Origin of the sequence: Streptomyces sp. 15-116A, from assembly GCF_025290915.1 — a bacterium.
In the GTDB taxonomy this organism is placed as follows: Bacteria; Actinomycetota; Actinomycetes; order Streptomycetales; family Streptomycetaceae; genus Streptomyces.
Window position 1 is genome coordinate 1 of record NZ_JAOCQE010000047.1, and the last position, 26,074, is coordinate 26,074.

General features: G+C 72.9%; 20 protein-coding genes. 15 read left to right on the top strand and 5 right to left on the bottom strand.

Annotation, left to right across the window (positions count from 1 at the left end):
- Positions 1-1,473, bottom strand: a 1,473-nt coding sequence (locus N4P33_RS11385; protein ID WP_260826242.1) for a sensor histidine kinase KdpD, incomplete at its 3' end; no start/stop codon positions are given.
- 206 nt (positions 1,474-1,679) lie between these two features.
- Here N4P33_RS11385 and N4P33_RS11390 point away from each other — a divergent pair.
- Together N4P33_RS11390 and N4P33_RS11395 are read left to right on the top strand one after the other, a co-directional pair.
- A complete protein-coding gene (locus N4P33_RS11390) occupies positions 1,680-4,607 on the top strand; it encodes an FAD-binding and (Fe-S)-binding domain-containing protein (protein WP_260826243.1) in 2,928 nt (975 codons plus the stop codon).
- A gap of 35 nt (positions 4,608-4,642) precedes the next feature.
- Complete coding sequence (locus tag N4P33_RS11395) at positions 4,643-5,869, top strand: SMI1/KNR4 family protein (RefSeq protein ID WP_260826244.1); 1,227 nt, start codon at positions 4,643-4,645, stop codon at positions 5,867-5,869.
- 58 nt (positions 5,870-5,927) lie between these two features.
- Here the strand turns inward: N4P33_RS11395 and N4P33_RS11400 are convergent, their stop codons facing one another.
- Positions 5,928-6,380, bottom strand: coding sequence for an NUDIX hydrolase (locus N4P33_RS11400; protein WP_260826245.1), 453 nt, complete (start codon positions 6,378-6,380; stop codon positions 5,928-5,930).
- 188 nt (positions 6,381-6,568) lie between these two features.
- Between N4P33_RS11400 and N4P33_RS11405 the strand changes: the two genes are divergently transcribed.
- From N4P33_RS11405 to N4P33_RS11415, 3 genes are all read left to right on the top strand, one after another.
- A complete protein-coding gene (locus N4P33_RS11405; protein WP_260826246.1) occupies positions 6,569-8,350 on the top strand; it encodes a protein kinase domain-containing protein in 1,782 nt (593 codons plus the stop codon).
- A 233-nt stretch (positions 8,351-8,583) separates the two neighbouring features.
- On the top strand, positions 8,584-9,549 hold the full coding sequence (locus N4P33_RS11410; RefSeq protein WP_260826247.1) for a DMT family transporter: 966 nt from the start codon (positions 8,584-8,586) through the stop codon (positions 9,547-9,549).
- A gap of 202 nt (positions 9,550-9,751) precedes the next feature.
- Positions 9,752-10,114 (top strand): DUF6247 family protein, encoded by a 363-nt coding sequence (locus N4P33_RS11415; RefSeq protein ID WP_260826248.1) that lies wholly within the window; start codon positions 9,752-9,754, stop codon positions 10,112-10,114.
- Positions 10,115-10,301: 187 nt separating this feature from the next.
- Here the strand turns inward: N4P33_RS11415 and N4P33_RS11420 are convergent, their stop codons facing one another.
- Both N4P33_RS11420 and N4P33_RS11425 read right to left on the bottom strand, forming a co-directional pair.
- Positions 10,302-10,508 (bottom strand): DUF397 domain-containing protein, encoded by a 207-nt coding sequence (locus tag N4P33_RS11420; RefSeq protein WP_260826249.1) that lies wholly within the window; start codon positions 10,506-10,508, stop codon positions 10,302-10,304.
- Complete coding sequence (locus tag N4P33_RS11425; RefSeq protein WP_260826250.1) at positions 10,468-11,313, bottom strand: helix-turn-helix transcriptional regulator; 846 nt, start codon at positions 11,311-11,313, stop codon at positions 10,468-10,470. The genes N4P33_RS11420 and N4P33_RS11425 overlap by 41 nt, the downstream gene beginning before the upstream one ends.
- Positions 11,314-11,431: 118 nt before the next feature.
- Between N4P33_RS11425 and N4P33_RS11430 the strand changes: the two genes are divergently transcribed.
- Genes N4P33_RS11430 through N4P33_RS11465 form a run of 8 tightly spaced genes read left to right on the top strand, consistent with a single transcriptional unit; the run spans position 11,432 to position 21,513 of the window.
- Complete coding sequence (locus N4P33_RS11430) at positions 11,432-12,232, top strand: TIGR03084 family metal-binding protein (protein ID WP_260826251.1); 801 nt, start codon at positions 11,432-11,434, stop codon at positions 12,230-12,232.
- Positions 12,229-13,914, top strand: coding sequence for an acyclic terpene utilization AtuA family protein (locus tag N4P33_RS11435; RefSeq protein WP_260826252.1), 1,686 nt, complete (start codon positions 12,229-12,231; stop codon positions 13,912-13,914). The genes N4P33_RS11430 and N4P33_RS11435 overlap by 4 nt, the downstream gene beginning before the upstream one ends.
- Complete coding sequence (locus tag N4P33_RS11440; protein ID WP_260826253.1) at positions 13,911-15,509, top strand: acyl-CoA carboxylase subunit beta; 1,599 nt, start codon at positions 13,911-13,913, stop codon at positions 15,507-15,509. The genes N4P33_RS11435 and N4P33_RS11440 overlap by 4 nt, the downstream gene beginning before the upstream one ends.
- Before the next feature lie 7 nt (positions 15,510-15,516).
- Positions 15,517-17,361: a biotin carboxylase N-terminal domain-containing protein gene (locus tag N4P33_RS11445; RefSeq protein WP_260826254.1), complete on the top strand. Its 1,845-nt coding sequence runs from the start codon at positions 15,517-15,519 to the stop codon at positions 17,359-17,361.
- Positions 17,362-17,415: 54 nt separating this feature from the next.
- A complete protein-coding gene (locus tag N4P33_RS11450; protein ID WP_260826255.1) occupies positions 17,416-18,576 on the top strand; it encodes an acyl-CoA dehydrogenase family protein in 1,161 nt (386 codons plus the stop codon).
- A gap of 17 nt (positions 18,577-18,593) precedes the next feature.
- A complete protein-coding gene (locus tag N4P33_RS11455; RefSeq protein WP_260826256.1) occupies positions 18,594-20,162 on the top strand; it encodes a 4-coumarate--CoA ligase family protein in 1,569 nt (522 codons plus the stop codon).
- Entirely contained in the window at positions 20,159-20,893 is a 735-nt protein-coding gene (locus tag N4P33_RS11460) for an enoyl-CoA hydratase family protein (protein WP_260826257.1), read from the top strand. The genes N4P33_RS11455 and N4P33_RS11460 overlap by 4 nt, the downstream gene beginning before the upstream one ends.
- Positions 20,881-21,513: a TetR/AcrR family transcriptional regulator gene (locus N4P33_RS11465; protein WP_260826258.1), complete on the top strand. Its 633-nt coding sequence runs from the start codon at positions 20,881-20,883 to the stop codon at positions 21,511-21,513. The genes N4P33_RS11460 and N4P33_RS11465 overlap by 13 nt, the downstream gene beginning before the upstream one ends.
- A 299-nt stretch (positions 21,514-21,812) precedes the next feature.
- Here the strand turns inward: N4P33_RS11465 and pdxH are convergent, their stop codons facing one another.
- Positions 21,813-22,490: a pyridoxamine 5'-phosphate oxidase gene (gene pdxH, locus N4P33_RS11470; RefSeq protein ID WP_260826259.1), complete on the bottom strand. Its 678-nt coding sequence runs from the start codon at positions 22,488-22,490 to the stop codon at positions 21,813-21,815.
- 262 nt (positions 22,491-22,752) lie between these two features.
- Between pdxH and N4P33_RS11475 the strand changes: the two genes are divergently transcribed.
- Positions 22,753-23,853, top strand: coding sequence for a citrate synthase 2 (locus N4P33_RS11475; protein ID WP_260826260.1), 1,101 nt, complete (start codon positions 22,753-22,755; stop codon positions 23,851-23,853).
- A gap of 690 nt (positions 23,854-24,543) precedes the next feature.
- Positions 24,544-26,058 carry an FAD-dependent monooxygenase gene (locus N4P33_RS11480; RefSeq protein ID WP_260826261.1) on the top strand — a complete coding sequence of 505 codons (1,515 nt, stop codon included), beginning with the start codon at positions 24,544-24,546 and terminating at the stop codon, positions 26,056-26,058.
- The last annotated feature ends 16 nt before the right edge of the window (positions 26,059-26,074 follow it).

Consider the following 26,074-nt stretch of genomic DNA (forward strand, 5'->3'; position numbering starts at 1 on the left):
GCGGGGGCCCGGGGTGGGCGAGGTCGGGGTCGTCGTCGTGGACGAGCTCTCGGCCTCCGCGTCCGGTTCCGCGTCCGCAGCGGGCGTGGCTGTCGGCGTCCTGTCGCCGGGGTCCGACTCGGCGGTCTCGCTGCCGCCCGTCGTCGTCGCGTCACCGGCGGACACGGGTGAGCCCGTCGCGCTCGTGCCGAGCGCCGCCGCAGTGGCCGTACCGCTTCCGACGGGCGCGGCAGGCGTCGCCGCCGGGGCGTCCGCCGGGACCAGGATGTCCTGGGGGATGAGCATGAGGACGCCCGTGCCGCCGCGTGCCGAGGGGCGGTAGGAGATCTTCAGGCCGTAGCGGAGGGCCAGTTTGCCGACCACGGCGAGGCCGAGGCGCGTGCCCGTGAGGCCACCGAGCTCCGTGGACTCGCCGGCGACCGCGCGCTCGGCGCGGCGAAGCTGGGCCTCGCCCATGACGAGGCCGCTGTCCTCGACGGAGACGATGACGCCGGCCGGGACCTCCTCGACGTAGACGTGGACTTCGGCGGTCGGCGGTGAGAACTTCGCCGCGTTGTCGAGGAGTTCGGCGAGCGCGTGCATCACGCCCTCGGCGGCGTGCCCGGCGACGGCGGTGTCGCTGGCGGAGTGGACGCGGACCCGCTGGTAGCCGCTGATGCGGCCCATCGCGCCGCGCAGGATGGACTCCATGCCGATGGGGCGGGCCCAGCGGCGGCCCGAGCGCGCGCCGGTGAGGACGGCGACGGAGTCGGCGAGCCGGCCGGCCTGGGCGGTGCGGTGGTCGAGGTGGAGGAGGTCGGCGAGGACCTCCTCGTCGTGGTGCTTCTCCTCCATCGCCCGCAGATCGGCGAGCATGCCGGTGGCCAGCGCCTGCATCCGGCCGGCCGCGTTGGCGGTCGCGGACAGGGCGGCGGCGCGGGCGGCGGTGGCCTCGCGCAGGCGGGTCGTCAGGCGGTCGTTCTCCTTGCGGAGGCGGTCGGCGTCAGCGGTCAGGCGGGCCTGCTCCTCGGCGTGCGTCTGCGTCAACTCGGCCATGGCTGACGTGTGTTGTTCGGTCAGGCGGTCGCGTTCCGCCGACAGCGCCTGGGTCAGACGCGCTCGTTCCTGGTCCAGGTCGGCGGAGAGGCGGGCGCGTTCGCGGGTGAGTTCGCCCGTCAGGCGCTCGTGCTGGCGGCGGGACTCCTCCGCGAGCCGGGCGCGTTCCTGGAGCAGCCTGCCGACGTCCTCGGTGACCGCCTCCAGGCGGTTGCGGGCGGCGCGGGCCGACAGGGTGGCGTGGGTGGCCACGGCGGCGGCCGCGCAGAGCAGCAGCGCGGCGACCATCCCGGTGATCCCCACGGCACCGCGCGCCTCGGCCGGCCCGAGGAACACCGCGGCGACGGCCCCCGCCGCGCCGAGCACCAGCGTGAGCAGCGGGACGGGCAGCAGGCTGCCGGGGGTGGGGCGGTCGCCGGGGAGCAGGGGGGAGGTCATCAGTCAGGGTCCTCGGTCGGGTGCTCGGTCGGGTCCGCGGGCGCGCAATGGTGTGCAACTCGCGGTCACTATATGAGAGTTCGTGTTCGACTTGGGAAGGTTCGGGACCGGATCTCGTGATGTGATCCCTCCGCGCGGTGGCCTCGCCCCGGCGCGGTGGCCTCGCCTCCCCGCCGGGCCCCGCCCGGCCGAGGCATCCTGAGGGCATGACGGGCATCAGGCGCATCACGGGGACGACCGATCACCGGGAGCTGCGGGCCGGGCTGAGCGCCGAGCTGCGGGCCGAGCTGAGCGCCGCCGTGCGCGGCACCGTGGACTTCGGCACCACCGCGCGGGCGCTGACCACCATGGACGCCTCCAACTACCGCCGGGTGCCGCTGGGCGTCGTCGCCCCCCGGGACGCCGAGGACGTGGCGGCGGCGCTCGCGGTCTGCCGGTCGTACGGCGTGCCGGTGGTCCCGCGCGGCGGGGGCACGTCGATCGCGGGGCAGGCGACCGGCACCGGCGTGGTCCTGGACTTCACCCGGCACATGAACCGGCTGCTCTCCCTCGACCCGGAGACCCGTACCGCCGTCGTGCAGCCGGGCCTCGTCCTCGACCGGCTCCAGGAGGCCGCCGCCCCGCACGGCCTGCGCTTCGGCCCCGATCCCTCCACCCACTCCCGCTGCACGCTCGGCGGCATGATCGGCAACAACTCCTGCGGCTCGCACTCGGTCGCCTGGGGCACGACGGCGGACAGTGTCCGGGAGCTGTCGGTGGTCACCGCGCGCGGGGAGCGGCTGCGGGCGGGGCGGGAGTGGGCCGGCGCCCCGGAGGGGCTGCGCGCGCTGGTGGAGGGCGAACTCGCCCGGCTGCGCACCGGATTCCCCGCGCTGCCTCGTCGTATCTCCGGATACGCGCTGGACGCGCTGCTGCCCGAGAACGGCGCCGATGTCGCCCGGTCCCTCTGCGGCTCCGAGGGCACCCTGGGTGTCCTGACGGAGGCGGTCGTCACGCTCGTACGGGCGCCACGCGCGCGTGCGCTGGCCGTGCTGGCGTACACGGACGAGAGCGGGGCGGCTGAGGCGGCGGCGGGGCTGTTGCAGTACGGGCCGCTGACGGTGGAGGGGATGGCGGCCGACCTGGTGCCGTCGACGGCCGATCTGCCGCGGGGCGGGGCCTGGTTGTTCGTGGAGACGGGCGGGGACACGGCGCAGGAGGCACGCGCGCGTGCGGAGACGATCGTGCGGGCCGCGGACGTCGTGGACTCCCTGGTGGTCACCGACCCGGCGCGGCAGCGCGTGCTGTGGCGGATCCGGGAGGACGCGAGCGGCACGGCCACCCGGATGCCGGACGGCACGGAGGCGTGGCCCGGCTGGGAGGACTGCGCGGTACCGCCCGCCCGGCTCGGCGCGTATCTGCGGGACTTCCGCGGGCTGCTGGCCTCCCACGGCCTGCGCGGCACGCCGTACGGGCACTTCGGCGACGGGTGCATCCACGTCCGGATCGACTTCGACCTGCTCACCGGGCCGGGCATCGCCCGCTTCCGGCGCTTCTCCGAGGATCTCGCCGAGCTGGTCGTCGCGCACGGCGGCTCGCTGTCCGGGGAGCACGGGGACGGGCAGGCGCGGGCGGAGCTGCTGCCGCGCATGTACGGCGAGGAGATGGTGGCCCTCTTCGAGCGGGCGAAGGGCCTCTGGGACCCCGACGACCTGCTCAACCCGGGCATGCTGGTCCGCCCCGCGCCCCTGGACGCCAACCTGCGCTTCGCCCCCCTCCCGCGCGGGCCGGTCGACGTGGCCTTCGGCTACCCGGCCGACGGCGGCGACTTCACGGCCGCCGTACGCCGCTGCGTGGGCGTCGCCAAGTGCCGTACGGAGTCGGTGGCGGGCCCGGCGGTGATGTGCCCGTCCTTCCGCGCGACGGGCGAGGAGGAGCACTCCACGCGCGGGCGCGCGCGTCTGCTGCACGAGATGCTCGCCGGTGAGCTGATCACCGACGGCTGGCGCTCCACGGAGGTGCGCGACGCGCTGGACCTGTGCCTGTCCTGCAAGGGCTGCCGCTCGGACTGCCCCGTCGAGGTCGACATGGCCACGTACAAGGCGGAGTTCCTGCACCACCACTACGCCGGCCGCCGTCGGCCCGCCGCCCACTACGCGCTGGGGTGGCTGCCGGTGTGGCTGGGCCTGGTGGGGCGTACGAGGACGGGGGCGGTGGTCAACCGGCTGGCGGGGGTGGGGCCGCTGGCCCGGGTGGCGAAACGGCTGGGCGGGATCGCCGGGGAGCGGGAGATTCCGCGGGTGGCGGGGGAGACGTTCACGCGGTGGTGGCGGGGGCGTGGGGCGGCTGGAGGAGACGGCCCCCTGGTGGTGTTGTGGCCGGACACCTTCACCGAGCACCTCTCACCCTCCGTGGGCCGGGCGGCCGTACGGGTGCTCGAGGCGGCGGGGCTGCGGGTGGTGCTGCCGCCGACGCTGCGGTCGCGGGGGCGGCCGGTCGGGGACGCGCGCTCGCGCTCGGCGGTACGGCTGCTGGCGGCACGGCGGGGCCAGGTCTGCTGCGGTCTGACGTACATCTCGACGGGTCAACTCGACCGTGCGCGGGAGGTGTTGCGCCGCACGCTGGACCTGCTGGAACCAGTGCTCGCGACGGACGCGCCGGTGGTCGTCCTGGAACCGAGCTGCGCGGCGGCGCTGCGCACGGACGCGCCGGAACTGCTGCACGAGGACCCGCGAGCCGCCCAACTCGCGTCCCGCGTCCGCACCTTCGCGGAGGCGTTGGAGCAGTACGCCCCGCAGTGGACCCCGCCGTCCCTGGATCGCCCCATCACCGGTCAGACCCACTGCCACCAGCACGCGGTCCTCGGTGACGCCGCCGACCGCCGCCTGCGCGCGGCTGCCGGCCTCACCGGCGAGCTGAGCGGCGGCTGCTGCGGTCTCGCGGGCAACTTCGGTTTCGAGAAGGGCCATTACGAGGTGTCGGCGGCCTGCGCCGAGGACCAGCTCCTGCCCTCGGTACGGGAGGCGCCGCCGGGTGCGGAGGTCCTGGCGGACGGCTACTCGTGCCGGACCCAGCTGGAGCAGCTGGCGGGTGTGCGGGGGCGGCATCTGGCGGAGGTGCTGGCGGAGGCGCTGGATGCGGTCGCCGAAGGGTGATCGCGCTGTCGGTGCCGGGGTCTAATGTCGGCCGTATGACAACCGACCTGGTCGAGGACTCCTGGGACCGTATCGACGGATGGCTGCGGACGCATGCGCCGCGCACCTTCGCCGCGCTCGCCTCGCCGGCGACCGACGACGAGATACGGGCAGCGGAGGAGAAGCTGCGGCTCCGCTTCCACCCCGAACTGGTCGCGTCCCTGCGCCGGCACAACGGAGCACAGGGGTGGGGTGCGTTCCGGTTCCCGACGCACGACCGGCTGCTCGGCGTGCAGGGGATCGTGGAGGCGACGGAGTTCCTGCGGCACGTGGCCGCCGATGTGTACGACGACTACGGGGACTACGACGCGTACGAGGAATGGGACGAGGAGGACCAGGAGGCCGCCGCCTCCTACTGGCACCCCGCGTACCTCAAGTTCGGTGACTACGAGTCGACGGCCGACGGTCTGGCGATCGACTGCCGCGCCGGTGACTCGTACGGGGCGATCGGGCGGTTCTTCGACGAGGGTGGCACCACGTTCGGGCGGGCGGACTCGCTGGGCGAGTACCTCGCGGACGTGGCAGACCGGCTGGAGCGCAGTACGTCCGGGGACGCCCCGGCGGCGGGGGAGTGTGCCGTGACGTTCAACGGCCGCCTGATCTGGGAGACGGCGTACCCCGCGCACCCCGGCTGGGGCAGCGCCGACGATCCCCTTCCCGGGGACGCGGACGTCGCGGGGCTGCCGCCGCTGGATCTGCCGGCGTGCCCGCCGCAACCGCTGCGCCCGGGCTGTCTGTTCGGCCTGGAGGAGCTGGCCACCCTGGTCGCCACCCTGCCGCGTGAGCGGATCGCCGTCGCGGCGTGGCGGCAGATGCGCAGACTGGCCGTCGAGACCGGCCTCGCCCGCTACCCCGAGGTGACCGCCGCCCTGGACGCCGCCCAACGGGGGGAGACGGTGGAGCTGCGCCAGGACAACGCCCTCGGTCTGCGCCTGCGGTCGGTGATCGCGCAGGCGGGCGAACGGCGGGACAACCACCGGAGATGGGCGGCGCAGACCATGGTCGTCGCCGCGTGCGGGCTGCCGCACCACGCGGTCGCGGACATCGCGACCGCACGCCATCACCTGAGCCTCACCTGGCGCGACGACCTCCTCGCCGACCTGGGCGCCCCGCCCCTCCCGCCGTCGCCTCCGGGCGACGCCTTCTGGGCGGCCCTGCGCAATCCCGACATCGACACGGCGCACTACGCGGCCGGCCATGCCGAGTGGGGCGATCCCGTGTAGCCATGGCCCGGCGCCGCGGAACCCGGACTCGGCTGGACTCAGTCGGGTTCGGCTGGGCTCACGGGACGGTCTCGCCCCGGATCAGCGGATGGCACACCGGCTGGATGTCGTGCGGGAGGTCGTCCGGGGTGCACCAGCGGGCTTCCAGGATCTCGAAGGGGTCGAGGCGCAGCTCGCCGCCGAGCAGGCGGGCCTCGTAGGCGACCTCCAGGCGGGTGCGGAAGCCGCTGTTCAGCATGATGAGGCGGCCGACCTCGACGTCGAGGCCCGTCTCCTCCTTGACCTCGCGCACCAGCGTCCGGCGGAAGTCCTCGCCCTTGCGCGCGAACCCGCTCGGCAGGCCCCACTGGCGGCCCGGCGGCCACATCCGGTGCTTGAGCAGCAGGACCCGTCCCTCGTCGTCGCGCACGACCCCGGTCACGCCGACCACGAACTTGGCGTGCAGCAGCCACATGATGCGGCTCTGCACCGGGCGCAGCAGGCGCCAGACGCGGGTGACGAGTCGTCTCACGGGGCCTCCGGAGGGTGCGGGGGTGACGGACCGGTGGGGCTCGGCCCTGCGGACCGTACCCCGGCGGCGGTACGCGAACGCCGCTGGGTGTGCCGCCCGGGGGCGGTCCCGTCCCCGGGCGCGCTGACCGGTCACCGGCACACATAGGCTTCGGGCTGGTCATTTCATCGGATCAAGGGGAGGGGCCGATGACCCACACGACCGACACCTTCGAGCCGCTGCGGGCGGACGACCCGCCCTTCGTGGCCGGTTACCGGCTCGCCGCCCGCCTCGGCGCGGGCGGTATGGGCCGGGTCTACCTGTCGCACACCCACGGCGGCCGGCCGGTGGCGATCAAGGTGGTCCGGCCTGAGCTGGCCGACGACCCGGGCTTCCGGCGGCGCTTCAGCCGGGAGATCAAGGCCGCCCGCCGGGTGAGGGGCGCGTACACCGCCGAGCTGATCGATGCCGACGCGGAGGGCGTACCGCCCTGGCTGGCCACGCTGTACGTACCGGGCCCGTCCCTGGCGCAGGCCGTCGAACGCGGCGGGCCGCTGCCGGTGCCGGCGGTGCTGTGGCTGATGGCGGGGGTCGCCGAGGCGCTGCAGGCCATTCACGGTGCGGGGATCGTGCACCGGGACCTCAAGCCGTCCAACGTCCTGCTGGCCGCGGACGGCCCCCGGGTCATCGACTTCGGTATCGCGCTCGCCGCCGACGGCACCGCGCACACCGCCACGGGCGCCGCCATCGGCACGCCCCAGTTCATGGCCCCCGAGCAGGCGACCGCCGGGGACGTCACGGCGGCGACCGACGTGTTCGCGCTCGGCCAGACGGCGGCGTTCGCGGCGCTGGGCCGCCCGCTGTACGGGGACGGTCCCTCGGCCAGCGTCCTGTACCGGATCGTGCACTCGGAACCCGACCTGACCCTGCTGCCCGAACCGCTCCGCGAGCTGATCGGCCGGTGCCTGGCCGCCGAGCCGGGGGAGCGGATCACCCCGGCGGAGGTGATCGCGTGGTGCAGGCGGCAGCTGGGCCCGGACGCCGAGGTGAGCGGGGGCCCGGCCGTCTGGCGGGAGATCACCGGGCCGGAGGTGACGGTTCCGCCGCCGCCCACACCGTGGCCCGCCGCCCCCACGGTCCCGCACACACATGTGCTGCACCCCGGGGCCCCGTACACGCGTGTGCTGCACCCCGGGGCCCCGTACACGCAGGTGCTGCACCCCGGAGCCCCGCACACGCGTGTGCTGCACCCCGGGGCCCGGCCGCTCGGACCGGAGGAGCGGCGGGCCCGCCGGCGGCGGATCGGCCTTATCACCAGTTCTGCCGTGGTGGCGGGCGGCGTGCTGCTCACGGGCCTGACGTGGTCGGTGATGAACGCGATGGACCGGCTTCAGGACCGGGAGCGCGACCGGGAGGCGGCCGCGTCCGTCACGCCCGGGGCGACAGCGGCGGGGTCGGGGCAGACCGGCGGATCGGCCTCCGGCAAGGCATCCGATGCCGACGGGGCATCCGGCTCTGGGGCCACCTCGTCGGCCGGGACGGAGGCCGGCGGGGAGACCGGCGCGGAGGCCGGGTCGGGCACGGCGGACGGTCGGTCCCGGTCCGGGAGGCCTACGGGCGTCCCGTACGCGCTGGTGTGGCTGGACGCGAAGCAGCCGGTCAGCCTGGACGATCCGAACCGGTCGAAGGGCCGGAAGGCGGACATCCGCCTCGACTGCGCGGATGGCCAGTGCGCACTGGAGAGCGACACCAGCGACATGCTGCTGGTGCCCGGGGATCCGGGCGCCACATACGAGACGTGCCGTTCCCTGCTCGGGAGCAGCAGCGGGGACGGCGGCCGTCTGCCGCTCGCCGCGGCGGCCGCCGGCAGCGAGATCTGCATCAAACGCCGTGACGGGGACCTCGCGCTCATGGTGATCGAGGTGAAGTCGACGGCGATGCCGGACATCGCCTTCATCACCGCGGACATGACGGTCTGGCGGGCCGGCTGAGTCCGGGGGAGGACGGCGCAGGTTCGGGCAGGTCCGGGGGCAGGGGCGGGCGGGCCTCTCGTCCGTATCGCGGACCGGTTTGACCGGGGCGGGGTGGCGGTCGCATGGTCAGGTATGTAGAGGCTTCACGGTCATGACGTAGTCCATTATGGTGGACTGCACGGTGCATCGTGATGCACGATCGTTGAGGTGAGTCCCCGCTTCTCCGTATCTGACCCTGGAAGGCCCCGCCCGTGACCACGCCCAGCGCAGCCACTCCCGCGACGTCGGCAGCCGTTGACGCGGCGGGCCCGCATCCCGATCCCGCGCCGGGCGGCGCGCCGCGCCGGTTCGGCTCTCTCGGGCCGGTCGGCCTGGTGCTCGCCGGGGGGATCTCCGTGCAGTTCGGCGGGGCGCTCGCCGTGATGCTGATGCCCCGGGCCGGTGCGCTCGGGGTGGTCACGCTGCGGCTGCTGGTGGCGGCCGTCGTGCTGATGGTGATCTGCCGGCCCCGGCTGCGCGGGCACTCCCGCACCGACTGGGGCACGGTGGTCGTCTTCGGCATCACCATGGCCGGGATGAACGGGCTCTTCTACCAGTCCGTCGACCGCATCCCGCTCGGCCCCGCGGTCACCCTGGAAGTCCTCGGCCCGCTCATCCTCTCCGTCGTCGCCTCCCGGCGTGCGATCAACCTGGTCTGGGCCGCGCTCGCACTCGTGGGCGTGTTCCTGCTCGGCGGGGGAGGCTTCAGCAGCCTCGACCCCATAGGTGTCCTCTTTGCCCTGGGCGCCGGCGCCATGTGGGCCGCGTATATCGTCTTCAGCGCCCGTACGGGCCGCCGCTTCCCGCAGGCCGACGGGCTCGCCCTCGCCATGGTCGTGGCGGCGGTGCTGTTCCTGCCGCTGGGCATCGCCGAGGCGGGCACCAAGCTCCTCGACCCGACGACCCTCGCCCTGGGCGCGGCGGTCGCCCTGCTCTCCTCCGTCCTCCCCTACACCCTCGAACTCCTCGCCCTGCGCCGCCTGCCCGCCTCCACCTTCGCCATCATGATGAGCCTGGAACCGGCCATCGCCGCGACGGCGGGCTTCCTCCTCCTGAACCAGACCCTCAGCCCCACGGAGGCCGCGGCCATCGCCCTGGTCATCGCGGCGAGCATGGGGGCGGTACGGACCCAGGTGGGGCGGCGGGGCAAGCGCAAGGCCGCAAGGGACGGCGCATGAGCAGGCCCGGGGCCGTCAGTCCTCAGCCGGCGTTTCCTGGGTGCGGACCGGGTGTGCAGACGGGGCACCGGGGACTGCCCTCACCTCTTCCACAGGCGGCGTGTCGAGGCGCGGTGCGGCACTAGAGTCACTCCTCAAGCCCTGTAGCAGACAGGCCCTGGCGGGTCCGGCCTTTCCGCCGGTGCATGAAGGGAGCGGCAGCATGAGCGTGCAGCACGCCGAGACCGCCGGCGACCGGCCACTCATCCCTCGCCCCGAGCGCACACCCGGCGCCCTGCGCGCCGCCTGCGCGGTCGTAGCCCCCGATCTCCTGGTCGCCTACGACCAAGCGAAGGACCAAGCGCTCGCGGAGGCGGTGCAGCATGGTTCGCTCAAACCGATCCACGCCTATCTGAGTCACTGGGCCGCGCTGATCGAGATCGAACGCCACCCGGCCATGGCCAAGGCCTATCACCGGGCCGAGTACCTCGCCCGGGTGGCGACCACGGCCGACGAGGCGCGCACCCACCTGGCCACGGCGAGCGCCCTGTACCGGGACGCCGCCAAGACGGTGCGCCCGGAGTGACCTGGCGCTGGGAGTACGTGCCTGACGAGGAGACGGGCGCCCCGGCGGACACGGCCCTGCGTACCAGGGCGCCGACGAAGGGGCGAAGCACGCGTTCGTCGCCGGAGGCTGCTTCGTCTACATGGTGACGCCCCGCTCGGAGCTCGTCACCATCTGGCAGGTCACGCCTGACCCGATGCCCTGACGCTCAGCGGAGTCGCTGTTCAGCGGCAGCCGCGACGAACGCCGAGAAGGCGGCGGGGGACACGGTGAAGACTCCGGCGGCGGGGTGCTTGGAGTCGCGGACGGCGATGTGGGGGGCGAGATCGGCGACCTCGACGCAATCACCGCCCGTGTCGCCGCTGTACGAGGACTTACGCCACGTCGTGCCCGTCGGGTTCAGGCTCGCTTCCATAACGCTCCTCCATCACGTGGGCGATCAGCGCGGCCGAGTCCTCCAACGAGAGGGCTGCGGCTTGCAGATGATCGTAACGGGCAGCGCCCTCCTTGATGGCCGCTGGATCGGCCGTCATGTGGCCCTGGATGAAGTCCTCGGTGTAGGCGATGTCCGGGTCGTTGTCGAAGCGCAGGAGATTGAACGAGCCCATCAGCCCCGTGTGCGCGCCAGCCTCGAACGGCAGCACCTGTACGTCCAGCCACCTGCGCTTCCGCAGGTCCAGCAGGTGTGCCAGTTGCTCCCGCATGACCTCGCGGCCTCCCACCTGCTGGCGCAGTACGGCCTCGCTCAATACCACCCAGGTCACCGGCGGTTGTTCACGCTCCAGTACCCGCTGGCGCTCCATCCGGGCGGCGACCCTCGCGTCGATGTCCTCCTCGTCCCGCGTGCCGAGGACTGCCCGCGCGTAAGCCTCCGTCTGGAGGAGCCCGTACACCAACTGGCACTGATACGTGGAGATGTACGCCGCCCGCGCCTCCATCTCCGCATACGGCTGGAACCAGTTCGGCAACTGGCTCCGCAGAACCAACCCCACCAACCTCGAGAAGAACCCGTCCGTGCCCAGCGCGGCGTCCACGCGTTCGGCGAAATCCCTCGTCGGGACCTTCCTCGCCGTCTCGATCTGGCCGATCAGTGATCCCGTGCAGAAGATCACGGAGCCCAGGTCCGCCAGTCGCATCCCCGCCGCCTCGCGCTTCCTGCGGAGTTCCGCGCCGAAGTAGGTCAGGGGTGAAGCGTCGGGGTCCAGTTCGCGGATGTGCATAGCGATCACCTCGAACACAGAGGGTAGTTGTGGCGGTACGCACAGGTATCGAAGTTGCTGTAAATAAATCCAGCAAGCGTGCTTGATTGTTTTGTGGGGTCCTGCCATGCTCCCCCACATGGCCGACCCGACGCCCGTCATCGACGACCTGTGTGCCGAGAGCGATGAACTCGACCGGCTGGTAGCCGAGTTGGAGGAGGACGGCTGGAGGCGGGACACTCCCGCGCCCGGCTGGACCGTCGCCCATCAGATCGCGCATCTCGCCTGGACCGACCGATCCGCGCTGCTCGCCGTCACCGACGCCGACGGTTTCCGCAAGCTCGTCGAGGGCGCCCTCGCCGCCCCGGACTCCTTCGTGGACGAGGGCGCCGAGGAAGGGGCCCGGCTGGCGCCCGCCGAGTTGCTCGGGCGGTGGCGTGAGGGGCGCGCCGCCCTCGCCGACGCCCTGCGGTCCGCGCCGCCCGGCGCCCGCTTCCCCTGGTACGGGCCCCCTATGTCCGCCGCCTCCATGGCCACCGCCCGTCTCATGGAGACCTGGGCCCACGGACTCGACATCGCCGACGCGATCGGTGTGATGCGGCCACCTACGGAGCGGCTGCGGCATGTGGCCTTCCTCGGGGTCCGGACGCGGGACTTCGCCTACGTCACGCACGGGCTCACCCCGCCCACCGAGCCCTTCCGTGTCGAACTCGTCCCGCCCGGCGGTGAGGGCCTGTGGGCCTACGGACCCGAGGACGCGCCGCAGACCGTCACCGGACCCGCCCTCGACTTCTGCCTCCTCGTCACCCAGCGCGCCCACCGCGCCGACCTCGCCCTCACCGCCCACGGCCCCGACGCCGACCGCTGGCTCGACATCGCCCAGGCCTTCGCCGGGCCACCCGGCGGCGGGCGCGCGCCCAAGAAGGGGGCCACCCCGTGACAGCGCCCGCGCCCCTGCGCATCGGCAACTTCTCCGGCTTCTACGGCGACCGCTTCGACGCCCTGCGCGAGATGCTCACCGGCGGCGAACTCGACGTTCTCACCGGCGACTACCTCGCCGAGCTGACCATGCTCATCCTCGCCCGCGACCGGCTCAAGGACCCCGGCGCCGGATACGCCCGCACCTTCCTGCGGCAGCTCGAGGACTGCCTCGGGCTCGCCCACGAGCGGGGCGTCAGGATCGTCACCAACGCCGGCGGGCTCAACCCGGCCCGGCTCGCCGACGCCGTACGGCAGCTCGCCGAGCGGCTCGGCATCCCCCTCCGGGTCGCGCACGTCGAGGGCGACGACCTCACCGCCGCCCACCCCGGCACCCTCGCCGCCCACGCCTACCTCGGCGGCCTCGGCATCGCCGCCTGTCTGCGCGAGGGCGCCGACCTCGTGGTCACCGGGCGGGTCACCGACGCGGCCCTCGTCACCGGGCCCGCCGCCGCCCACTTCGGCTGGGCCCCCACCGACCACGACCGGCTCGCGGGTGCTGTGGTCGCCGGACATGTGCTGGAGTGCGGGACTCACGCCACCGGCGGCAACTACGCCTTCTTCAAGGGGCGCGACGTCCGTCACCCCGGCTTCCCCCTCGCGGAGATCCACGCCGACGGCAGCAGCGTCATCACCAAACACCCCGGCACCGGCGGCTTCGTCGACGTCGGCACCGTCACCGCCCAGTTGCTCTACGAGACCGGCGGCGCCCGGTACGCCGGGCCCGATGTCACCGCCCGCCTCGACACCGTACGGCTCCGCCAGGAGGCGCCCGACCGGGTGCGGATCGAGGGAGTACAGGGGGAGCCTCCGCCGCCCACCCTCAAGGTCGGGCTCAACCGGCTCGGCGGGTTCCGCAACGAGGTGACCTTCGTCCTCACCGGGCTCGACATCGAGGCCAAGGCCGCGCTCGTGCGGGCGCAGATGGACGACGCGCTCGCCAAGTCGCCGCCCGCCGAGGTGCGCTGGGACCTCGTCCGCACCGACCGGGCCGACGCCGACACCGAGGAGACCGCGAGCGCGCTGCTGCGGCTCGTCGTACGGGATCCGCAGCCGGAGGCGGTCGGCCGGCCGCTCACCGGCGCCGCGATCGAGCTCGCCCTCGCCAGCTACCCCGGGTTCCATGTGCTGGCGCCCCCCGGGAAGGGCTCCCCCTATGGGGTCTTCGAGGATGTGTACGTCCCCCATGGCGCCGTCGACCATGTGGCCGTCCTCCACGACGGCACCCGTATCCCCGTGCCCCCGCCCTACGAGACCCTCGACCTCACCGACGTACCCGAACCCCCCCTCCCCGAGCCCCTCCCCGCCGGACCGACGACCAGAGAACCCCTCGGTCGAATCGCCGGCGCCCGCAGCGGCGACAAGGGCGGGAACGCCAATGTCGGCGTCTGGGCCGTCAGCGACCCCGCCTGGCGGTGGCTCGCCCACCATCTCACCGTCGAGCGGTTCCGGCAGCTGATCCCCGAGGCCGCCGGCCTCCCCGTCACCCGCCACATCCTGCCCCACCTGCGCGCCCTGAACTTCGTCGTCGAGGGCATCCTCGGCGCGGGCGTCGCCGCCCAGCACCGTTTCGATCCCCAGGCCAAGGCGCTCGGCGAATGGCTGCGCTCCCGCCACCTGGACATCCCGGAGGTCCTGCTGTGACGGTCCTCGACACCAACCTGGACACGACGAGCGCCGACTACCGCGCCCACCGCGAGGCCATGCTCGACAAGCTCGCCGCGCTCGACGCCGAGCACGCCAAAGCCCTCGCGGGCGGCGGCGAGAAGTACATCGAGCGGCATCGCAAGCGCGGCAAGCTCCTCGCCCGCGAGCGCATCGAGCTGCTGCTCGACCCCGACACGCCCTTCCTGGAGCTGTCCCCGCTCGCCGCGTGGGGCAGCGACTACACCGTCGGCGCCTCCCTCGTCACCGGCATCGGTGTCGTCGAGGGCGTGGAGTGCCTGATCACCGCCAACGACCCCACCGTGCGCGGCGGCGCCAGCAACCCCTGGAGCCTGAAGAAGGCCCTGCGCGCCAACGACATCGCCCTCGCCAACCGGCTGCCCTGCATCAGCCTCGTCGAGTCCGGCGGCGCCGACCTGCCCTCCCAGAAGGAGATCTTCATTCCCGGAGGCGCGATCTTCCGGGACATCACCCGGCTCTCCGCCGCCGGTATCCCCACCATCGCCGTCGTCTTCGGCAACTCCACGGCCGGCGGCGCGTACATCCCCGGCATGTCGGACCACGTGATCATGGTCAAGGAGCGGGCGAAGGTGTTCCTCGGCGGCCCGCCGCTGGTGAAGATGGCCACCGGCGAGGAGAGCGACGACGAGTCCCTGGGCGGCGCCGAGATGCACGCGCGCGTGTCGGGCCTCGCCGACTACTTCGCCCTCGACGAGCCCGACGCCCTGCGCCAGGCCCGCCGGGTCGTCGCCCGCCTCAACCACCGCAAGGCGTACCCGGATCCGGGACCCGCCGAGCCCCCCAAGTACGACCCGGACGAACTGCTCGGCATCGTGCCCGGCGACCTCAAGATCCCCTTCGATCCGCGCGAGGTCATCGCCCGTGTCGTCGACGCCTCCGACTTCGACGAGTTCAAGCCGCTCTACGGCACCAGCCTCACCACCGGCTGGGCGACCCTGCACGGCTATCCGGTCGGCATCCTCGCCAACGCCCAAGGGGTCCTGTTCTCCGAGGAGTCCCAGAAGGCCGCCCAGTTCATCCAGCTCGCCAACCAGCGCGACATCCCGCTGCTGTTCCTGCACAACACCACCGGCTACATGGTCGGCAAGGAGTACGAGCAGGGCGGCATCATCAAGCACGGCGCCATGATGATCAACGCGGTCAGCAATAGCCGGGTCCCCCATCTTTCCGTGCTCATGGGGGCCTCGTACGGCGCCGGTCACTACGGCATGTGCGGTCGCGCCTACGACCCGCGCTTCCTCTTCGCCTGGCCCAGCGCCAAGTCCGCCGTCATGGGCCCGCAGCAGCTCGCCGGGGTGCTGTCCATCGTCGCCCGCCAGTCGGCCGCCGCGAAGGGACGCCCGTACGACGACGAGGCGGACGCGGCGCTGCGCGCCATGGTGGAGCAGCAGATCGAGTCCGAGTCGCTGCCGATGTTCCTGTCCGGGCGGCTGTACGACGATGGCGTCATCGACCCGCGCGACACCCGCACCGTCCTCGGCCTGTGCCTGTCCGCCCTCCACACCGCGCCCTTTGAGGGCGCGCGCGGTGGCTTCGGCGTCTTCCGGATGTGAGGGACCGATGATCACTTCCCTGCTGATCGCCAACCGGGGCGAGATCGCCTGCCGTATCGTCCGCACCTGCCGCGAGCTGGGCATCCGGACGGTCGCCGTGCACTCGGACGCCGACGCGAACGCCCTCCACGCGCGCGTGGCCGACGCGGCCGTACGCCTGCCGGGGTCGGCGCCCGCCGACACGTACCTGCGTGGCGACCTGATCGTGAAGGCCGCCCTCGCCGCCGGCGCCGACGCCGTGCACCCCGGCTACGGCTTCCTCTCCGAGAACGCCGACTTCGCACGCGCCGTGCGGGACGCGGGCCTGGTGTGGATCGGCCCGCCGCCCGAGGCCATCGAGGCGATGGCGTCCAAGACCCGCGCCAAACAGCTCATGGGCATCGAGCCGCTGCGCGAGGTCACCGAGGCCGACCTGCCGGTGCTGGTGAAGGCGGCGGCGGGCGGCGGCGGGCGCGGCATGCGCGTCGTACGGCACCTCGCCGACCTCGACGCCGAACTGGCCGCCGCCCGCGCGGAGGCCGCGAGCGCCTTCGGCGACGGCGAGGTGTTCGTCGAGCCCTACGTCGAGGGCGGACGCCACGTCGAGGTGCAGATCCTCGCCGACACCCACGGCACCGTCTGGGCCCTCGGCACCCGCGACTGCTCCCTCCAGCGCCGCCACCAGAAGGTCGTCGAGGAGGCCCCGGCCCCCGGCCTCACCGCCCCGCTCACCGACGAACTCCACACCCTCGCCGTACGCGCCGCCCGCGCGGTCAGCTACGTCGGCGCCGGAACCGTCGAGTTCCTCGTCGCCGGCGACCGCGCGCACTTCCTGGAGATGAACACCCGCCTCCAGGTCGAACACCCCGTCACCGAGGCCGTCTTCGGCCTCGACCTCGTCGCCGAACAGATCCGCGTCGCCGAGGGCCACGCCCTGCCCACCGACCCTCCACCCGCGCGTGGCCACGCCGTCGAGGCCCGCCTGTACGCCGAGGACCCCGCGCAGGAGTGGGCCCCGCAGACCGGCCGCCTGCACCGCCTCACCGTCCCCGACGCCGTACGCCTGGACACCGGCTACACCGACGGCGACGACATCGGCGTCCATTACGACCCGATGCTCGCCAAGGTCGTCGCCCACGCCCCGACCCGCGCCGAGGCGATCCGCAAACTGGCCTCCGCCCTGGAACGCGCGACGATCCACGGCCCGGTCACCAACCGGGACCTCCTCGTCCGCTCCCTGCGGCACGAGGAGTTCACGACCGGTCGCATGAACACGGGCTTCTACGACCGCCACTTGTCCGAGCTGACCCACGCGGATCCTGACCCCCACGCCCCCCTGGCCGCCGCCCTCGCCGACGCCCACGGCCGCTCCCGCTTCGGCGGCGGCTGGCGCAACGTACCGTCCCAGCCGCAGATCAAGCGGTACGCGATGGCGGGCGAGGAACACGAGGTCCACTACCGGCACACACGGCAGGGCCTCGCGGCCGAGGGCGTACGGGTCGTCCACGCCGACGCCGCACTGGTCGTCCTGGAGACCGACGGCGTACAACGCCGCTTCGAGGTGGCGCGATACGGCGACGACATCTTCGTCAACACCACCCGCCTCACGGCCCTGCCCCGCTTCCCCGACCCCACGGCCCAGCACGCCCCGGGTTCGCTGCTGGCACCCATGCCGGGCGTGGTCGTCCGAGTCGCCGAGGGCCTGGCGGAGGGCGCGTCCGTAAAGGCCGGAGACCCCCTGATCTGGCTCGAAGCGATGAAGATGCAGCACAAGATCACCGCCCCGGCCACAGGAACCCTGACCACCCTGCACGCCAAGCCGGGACAGCAGGTAGAGCCAGGCATGGTGCTGGCGGTCGTACAAGAACCTTAGGGGCGCGGGGAACTGCGCGCCCAGCCACCAATAACCCGCACCCCGGAGGATCGAGTGACCACCCCCATCGAACCCGAAGAACACAAGGCACTCCGAGCAGCCGTCTCCGCCTTCGGCAAGCGCTACGGCCGCGACTACATGACGACCACCGTCGCCGAGGGCCGCCACCCCACCGAACTCTGGCAAGAGGCCGCCAAGCTCGGTTACCTGGGCGTCAACCTCCCGGAGGAACACGGCGGCGGAGGCGGCGGCATCACCGAACTCAGCATCGTCCTCGAAGAGCTGGGCGCCGCAGGCTCCCCCCTCCTCATGCTGATCGTCTCCCCGGCGATCTGCGGCACGGTCATCGCCCGCTTCGGCACGGAAACCCAGAAGCAGGAATGGCTGCCGGCCCTGGCCGACGGCTCCCGCATCATGGCCTTCGGCATCACCGAACCCGACGCCGGTTCCAACAGCCACCGCATCACGACGACCGCACGCAAGGACGGCACCGACTGGCTCCTCACCGGCCGCAAAGTCTTCGTCTCCGGCGTCGACTTCGCGGACGCGACCCTCATCGTCGGCCGCACGGAAGACGCCCGCACCGAACGTCTCAAGCCCTGCCTGTTCATCGTCCCGCGCGACACCCCCGGCTTCGAGCGGCGCCCCATCGACATGGAACTCAACGCCGCCGAGAAGCAGTTCGAGCTGACCCTCGACGACGTACGCCTCCCCGCGGACGCACTCGTCGGCGACGAGGACGCCGGTCTCCTCCAGCTCTTCGCCGGGCTCAACCCCGAACGCATCATGACCGCCGCCTTCGCGATCGGCATGGGCCGTTACGCCCTCGCGCAGGCGGTCACGTACGCCCGCGAGCGCACCGTCTGGAAGACGCCCATCGGCGCCCACCAGGCCATCGCCCACCCGCTCGCCCAGGCGCACATCGAGCTCGAACTGGCCCGCCTGATGATGCAGAAGGCCGCCCACCTCTACGACGCCGGTGACGACATCGGCGCGGGCGAGGCCGCCAACATGGCCAAGTACGCCGCGGGGGAGGCCTGCGTACGGGCCGTCGACCAGGCCGTGCACACCCTCGGCGGGAACGGTCTCACCCGTGAGTTCGGGCTCGCCTCGCTGATAACCGCCGCGCGCGTGTCTCGTATTGCCCCGGTGAGCCGGGAGATGATTCTCAACTACGTCTCCCACCAGACCCTGGGCCTGCCCAAGTCGTACTAGGCCGTCTTGGAGGAACCATGTTCCGCAGCGCGTACGCAGACGTTCAGCCGGTCGACCTTCCCATCCACGAGGCGGTGCTCGCGCGGGCCGCCGAATTCGGCAGCACGCCCGCGCTGATCGACGGCACCGACGGCACGACCCTCACGTACGAGCAGGTGGACCGGTTCCACCGGCGGGTCGCCGCCGGGCTCGCCGAGGCCGGGGTGCGCAAGGGCGACGTGCTCGCCCTGCACAGCCCGAACACCATCGCGTTCCCCACCGCCTTCTACGCCGCCACCCGCGCGGGTGCCTCGGTCACCACCGTGCACCCGCTCGCCACGGCCGAGGAGTTCGGCAAGCAGCTCAAGGACTGTGCGGCCCGCTGGATCGTCACCGTCTCGCCGCTGCTGGACACCGCGCGCCGGGCGGCGGAACTCGCGGGCGGGGTCCAGGAGATCTTCGTCTGCGACAGCGCGCCCGGGCACCGCTCGCTGATCGACATGCTCGCCTGCACGGCCCCCGAGCCCGACGTCGCCGTCGACCCGGCCGAGGACGTCGCCGCCCTGCCGTACTCCTCCGGCACCACCGGCACGCCCAAGGGCGTCATGCTCACGCACCGCCAGATCGCCACCAACCTCGCCCAGCTGCACTCGGCGATCAGCGCGGGCCCCGGCGACCGCATCCTCGCCGTGCTGCCGTTCTTCCACATCTACGGGCTGACCGCGCTGATGAACGCCCCGTTGCGGCACGGTGCCACCGTCGTCGTGCTGCCCCGCTTCGACCTGGAGACGTTCCTCGCCGCCATCCAGAACCACCGCATCACCGGCCTGTACGTGGCCCCGCCGATCGTCCTGGCCCTGGCCAAGCACCCGCTGGTCGCGCAGTACGACCTCAGCTCGCTGAAGTACATCATCAGCGCTGCCGCGCCCCTGGACGCGAGCCTCGCCGCCGCCTGCTCGCAGCGGCTCGGGCTGCCGCCCGTCGGGCAGGCGTACGGCATGACCGAGCTGTCGCCCGGCACCCATGTCGTCCCCCTGGACGCCATGCGCGAGGCGCCGCCCGGCACCGTCGGCAAGCTCATCGCCGGCACCGAGATGCGCATCGTCTCCCTCGACGACCCTGGCAAGGACCTCGGCGTGGGCGAGTCCGGGGAGATCCTCATCCGCGGACCGCAGGTGATGAAGGGCTACCTCGGCCGCCCCGACGCCACCGCCGCCATGATCGACGAGGGAGGCTGGCTGCACACCGGGGACGTCGGGCACGTCGACGAGGGAGGCTGGCTGTTCGTCGTCGACCGGGTGAAGGAGCTCATCAAGTACAAGGGCTTCCAGGTGGCCCCCGCCGAGCTGGAGGCGCTGCTGCTCACCCACCCCGGCATCGCCGACGCCGCCGTCATCGGGGCCTACAACGACGACGGCAACGAGGTCCCGCACGCCTATGTCGTCCGCCAGCCGTCCGCGCCCGGCCTCTCCGAGGGCGAGGTCATGATGTACGTCGCCGAACGCGTCGCCCCCTACAAGCGCGTCCGGCGCGTCACCTTCCTCGACGCGGTGCCCCGGGCGGCCAGCGGCAAGATCCTCCGCCGTGAGCTCAGGGAGCGTACGTGACACTGATCGCCCGCACGCGCGTGCGGGGAGTCGAGACCCTCACCCTCGACTCCCCGCACAACCGAAACGCCCTGTCCGCCGCCCTCGTCGGCGACCTCGCCGCCGCGCTCACCGAGGCCGGCCAGGACACCGACGTCCGCGCGGTGCTCCTCACCCACACCGGCAACACCTTCAGCGCGGGCGCCGACCTGCGCGACCCGCCCGACCCGGACGCCCTGGTGGGGCTGCTGCGGCAGATCGTCGAGCTGCCCAAGCCCGTCGTCGCGCGGGTCACCGGGCACGTCCGCGCGGGCGGCCTGGGCCTGCTGGCCTCCTGCGACATCGCGGCGGCGTCGACGCGGTCCAGCTTCGCCTTCACGGAGGTCCGCATCGGCGTGGCCCCCGCGGTCATCTCCCTGCCGCTGCTGCCCCGCACCGACCCGCGCGCCCTCGCCCGCTACTACCTCACCGGCGAGCGCTTCGACGCCGCCGAGGCCGCCCGCATCGGCCTGGTCACGGCGGCGGGCGACGACGTGGACGCCGTACTCGAAGGCGTCCTGGACGGTGTGCGCCGTGCCTCACCGCAGGCCCTGGCCGAGACGAAACGGCTGTTCACGGCTAGGGTGCTGGAGACCTTCGACCGGGACGCGGCCGACCTGACCGCGCTCTCGGCTCGGCTGTTCTCCGCCCCGCAGGCCCGCGAGGGGATGACGGCCTTCCTCGAACGACGGGATCCGGAATGGGTGGTGTGAACGGCGGGGTGAGCACGGCCGACCGTGCGGAACGAGTCCCCAAGCAGGACCGCAGCCGGGCCACCCGGCAGCGGCTCCTGGAAGCCGCCGTGGCCTGCCTCGCCGAACATGGCTGGGCGGGCTCCACGGTCTCCGTCGTCGCCGAACGCGCCGGCGTCTCCCGCGGCGCCGCCCAGCACCACTTCCCGACCCGCGAGGACCTGTTCACCGCCGCCGTCGAGTACGTCGCCGAGGAACGCTCCACCGCCCTGCGCGCCCTGTTCCCCGAGGGCGCCGCGGCAGCCGACCGGCACGCCGTCGTCTCCGCCCTGGTCGACCTCTACACGGGCCCCCTCTTCCGCGCGGCCCTGCACCTGTGGGTCGCCGCCTCCAACGAGGAGCAGCTCCGCCCCCGCGTCACCGAACTCGAATCCCGCGTCGGCCGCGAGACCCACCGCATCGCAGTGGACCTCCTCGGCGCCGACGAAACCCGCCCCGGCGTCCGCGAAACCGTCCAGGGCCTCCTCGACATGGCCCGCGGCCTCGGCCTCGCCAACCTCCTCACGGACGACACGATCCGCCGGGAACGGGTGGTGGAACAGTGGGCACGCCTGCTGGACGGGGTGCTGGGCACCCCGTAGAGGCACCCGCTGCAAGGCACCTCTGGCGGCAGCTGCGCTAGGCCCCGTCGTCACATCCCCGTCTGCCTGGCGACGCCATGCACGCTCCCCCACTGCCTTAAGGGCGTGGGAGGTGCCCCCACTCGCCGCACCGGGCGCCGACCACGTACAACCAGTACGCCGGTCGACGCCCGGCACGCCGAGAGCACGCTCCCCCACCCTCGAACCGCGCTTCGCACGGCTCGGGCGGGAGGTGCCCCCACGCCGCCGCCAGGCCCGCCCTTCGGGCGGACGACGGGGATTTGACGACAGGGCCTAGGTCAGGGCGCCAGCCGTTCCACTCGCCAGGTGCCGTTCGGCTGGGAGACGTAGCGCAGGCGGTCGTGGAGGCGGTTCTCGCGGCCCTGCCAGAACTCGACCGTTTCCGGGGTGACGCGGAAGCCGCCCCAGTGCGGGGGGACCGGGACCTGTTCGCCCTCGGGGTAGCGGGAGGCCAGGTCGGCGTAGGCCGTGTCGAGGTCCGTGCGGGAGGGGACCACCGACGACTGGGCGCTCGCCCACGCGCCCAGCTGGGAGCCGTGCGGGCGGGTGCGGAAGTAGGCCGCCGTCTCGTCGCGGCCCGTACGGCGTGCGACGCCCGTGACGATCACCTGCCGGGCCACCCCGTGCCAGGGGAAGAGCAGGGAGACGTGCGGGTTCTCCGTCAGGTCGCGGCCCTTGCGGGAGCCGTAGTTCGTGTAGAAGACGAAGCCCTGCTCGTCGAAGTGCTTCAGCAGGACCGTGCGGGAACTCGGCCGGCCCTGTGCGTCCGCCGTCGACACGATCATCGCGTTCGGCTCGAACAGCCCGCCCTCCGTCGCGGCCTGCTTGAACCAGCGCGCGAACTGCTCGACGGGAGTGGCGGCCAGGTCGCTCTCGGAGAGCCCCTCGCTGCGGTAGTGCTTGCGCATCGCGGCGAGATCGAAGGGCACGGCGGGCGCGGCGTCTCGATCGGTCACGCCGTCATCCTGCCGTATGCACGAAACCGATGGGACGACGGTGGCCTTCGTCACTGCGTGGCACTGAGTGCCGCGAACTCTCCCCAACGGTGGCACCCGGGGATATCGTGCTGCCACTGATCCGGTTGGGTGACCGCCAGCCGGGCATCACAGGGGTGACGTCCCGGACCGCGAGTCCCCGCACCGACGACCGCGGATCCACCGGACGCCCAACCGCTGCCGCAGAGCATCCACATCTGTCCACATCACGAGGAGCCGCCTGATGTCCGACTTCGTACCCGGGCTCGAAGGAGTCGTCGCGTTCGAGACGGAGATCGCCGAACCGGACAAGGAGGGCGGCGCTCTCCGGTACCGGGGCGTCGACATCGAGGATCTGGTCGGTCACGTCTCCTTCGGCAACGTATGGGGCCTGCTCGTCGACGGCGCCTTCAATCCCGGCCTGCCGCCCGCCGAGCCCTTCCCCATCCCCGTCCACTCCGGCGACATCCGCGTCGACGTCCAGTCGGCCCTCGCCATGCTCGCCCCCGTCTGGGGCCTGAAACCCCTCCTGGACATCGACGAGGCCCAGGCCCGCGACGACCTCGCCCGCGCCGCCGTCATGGCCCTGTCCTACGTCGCCCAGTCGGCCCGCGGCCAGGGCCTGCCCATGGTGCCGCAGCGCGAGATCGACAAGGCCCAGTCCGTCGTCGAACGCTTCATGATCCGCTGGCGCGGCGAGCCGGACCCCAAGCACGTCGCCGCCGTCGACGCCTACTGGACGTCCGCCGCCGAGCACGGCATGAACGCCTCCACCTTCACCGCCCGCGTCATCGCCTCGACGGGCGCGGACGTGGCGGCCGCCCTGTCCGGCGCCGTCGGCGCCATGTCCGGGCCCCTGCACGGCGGCGCGCCCTCCCGCGTGCTCGGCATGATCGAGGAGATCGAGCGCACGGGCGACGCCGAGGCCTATGTGAAGAAGGCCCTCGACAAGGGCGAGCGCCTCATGGGCTTCGGCCACCGCGTCTACCGCGCCGAGGACCCCCGCGCCCGCGTCCTGCGCCGCACCGCCCGCGAACTCGGCGCCCCCCGCTACGAGGTCGCCGAGGCCCTGGAGAAGGCCGCCCTGGCCGAACTCCACGCCCGCCGCCCCGACCGTGTGCTGGCCACCAACGTGGAGTTCTGGGCGGCGATCGTCCTCGACTTCGCCGAGGTTCCGGCCCACATGTTCACGTCCATGTTCACCTGCGCCCGTACGGCCGGCTGGTCCGCCCACATACTCGAACAGAAGCGCACCGGCCGTCTGGTCCGGCCCTCGGCCCGCTACATCGGCCCGGGCCCGCGCGACCCGCGCGCGATCGAGGGCTACACCGACATCGCGCACTGACATCGCGCATCGGTTGACCGTCCGCGGTCGCTGAACCTTCGGCGGTCGCTGAGCCTTCGGCGGTCACTGACCGTCCGCGGTCGCTGAACGTCCGCGGCCCTGAAACGCAGACGACCCGCGAGTCTGGTTCCTCCCGGAGGAGGAGCCGGCCGGACGTACCGGCGACTCGCGGGTCGGGTGACTGCTTGGGATTGGGCCGGCTGCGCGCGTCTCTCGCGCACTGGTCCGGCACCGCACTGAGTGTGGTGGCGAGCCGCTAGCCCGCAGTCACCTCACGCGTCCGGAATTCATACATCTGCCGAACCACCTCCCTTCCGTGTACCTCACACCCTAGGAACCCGGCCCGGCTGCGTTCAACCACTTTTTCGCCCTCGGCTCCCCGTGCTTCGTGAGGACGGTGGGCTCGGCGGGCGTCGGAGGTCCGCCCGCCCTCACGCTCGCGTGCGGGATCCATTTTTCTGACGGACCGGACGGTTTTTTTCTCCAGGGCCCTGCCTCGCGTGACCGCGCTTCGCTAGTGTGTGCGCATGGGGAGTCCGAGCGGTCGCGCTCGGTGACGGGGGATTTCTGACCATGGATCGGTGGCACTTACGCCTGGATGCCCGGTTCGACTCCGGCCATCGCTCCACGCCTGGTCCGCCGCGCCGGCCCGCCGTCGCAGAGAGCCGGGCTGTTGGAGGGGGAGTCGCAGTGCAGAGCCAGGTCATCGTGATCGGCGGCGGACCGGTGGGGATGTTCCTCGCCTGCGAGCTGGCGGAGTACGGCGTCCGCACGCTGGTCGTCGAGGCGGAGAACGCCGTGTCGGGACGGCCCAAGGCGACCACGCTGCACGCCCGGACCGTGCAGTGTCTGGTCCGGCGGGGCCATCTCGGGGGCCTGCTCGACGTAGGTGCGCCCGGCGCCGCAGGCCGGGTGAGCAGCCCCTTCCACTTCGCGGGGATCCCCGGACTGGCCGTCTCCGCTCCCGCCTCCGAGCCGGAACCGATCCTGAAGTGCCCACAGGACGAACTGGAACGGTCCTTCGAGCGGCGGGCCCGCGCCGCCGGGGCGCGGATCCTGCGCGGGCACCGGGCGGTCGAGGTGCGGCAGGACACGACGGGCGTCCAGGTCACGGTGGACGGCCCCGGCGGACGGACGCACTGCACGGCCGACTATCTGGTGGGCGCGGACGGCGCGCGCAGCACGGTGCGCGAGCAGGCGGGCATCACCTCACGGACGTATCCGGCGACCGTCTCCGCGATGGCGGGCGACGTCCGGCTCGACGATCCGGACGCCCTGCGACCGGGATGGCACCGCACCCCGCGCGGCTGGATCGTCGCCAAGGACGCACCGGGGGGCGTGACCCGGCTGCGGACCCTCAACTGCGAGGGGGCGCACGGCGCACGCCATCAGCCGCTCACCCTCGGGGAACTGCGGCGCGAGGTCGCGTACATCGCCGGACGGGACATCGCGATGACGTCGCCGCGCTGGCTGAGCAGGTTCAGCGACTTCTCCAGGCTCGCCGACTCCTACCGGGCGGGACGGATCCTGCTGGCCGGGGACGCGGCGCACCTGCACTTCCCGATCGGCGGCCAGGGGCTGAGCACGGGACTGCTGGACGCGGTCGGCCTCGGCTGGAAACTGGCCTTCACGGTGCTCGGCACCGCGGGCGAGGGACTGCTCGACACCTACGACCGGGAACGCCGGCCCGCCGCCCAGCGCGTCATCGACAACACCCGGGCCCAGCTCGCCGTGATGCGGCCCGACCCCGGACTCGACCCGCTGCGCGCCCTGTTCGCCGAGCTGCTGGCCGGAGGAGGGGAGAGCGCGCTCCTCGGTGCCATGATCAGCGCCCAGGACACGGTCCTGCCCGCGCGCACCGCGGCCGCCTCCCCCTGGGAGGGAAGGTTTCTGTACAACGTCGCCCTGACCACCCGGGAGGGGCGCACCGATGTGATCGGGCTGCTGCGCGCGGGACGGCCGCTGCTGCTGCTCTTCGGGGAGCCGGGCGGCAGCCGGCTGGAGCAGGCGGGGGAGCGGTACGAGCAGCTGCGTGTGGTGCACGCCGAGCCGGTGCCGGAGCTCGCCTGTGACGCGCTGCTGGTCCGGCCGGACGGTTACATCGCCTGGGCGCCGGGCGGTGAGGATCTGCGCTCCGCCCTGTCGGCGTACCTCGGCGGGGGCACCCGCGACGGCGACCCGGTGGCGAGCGTGTCCGCCGGGTGAATCGACCGGCGGCGGG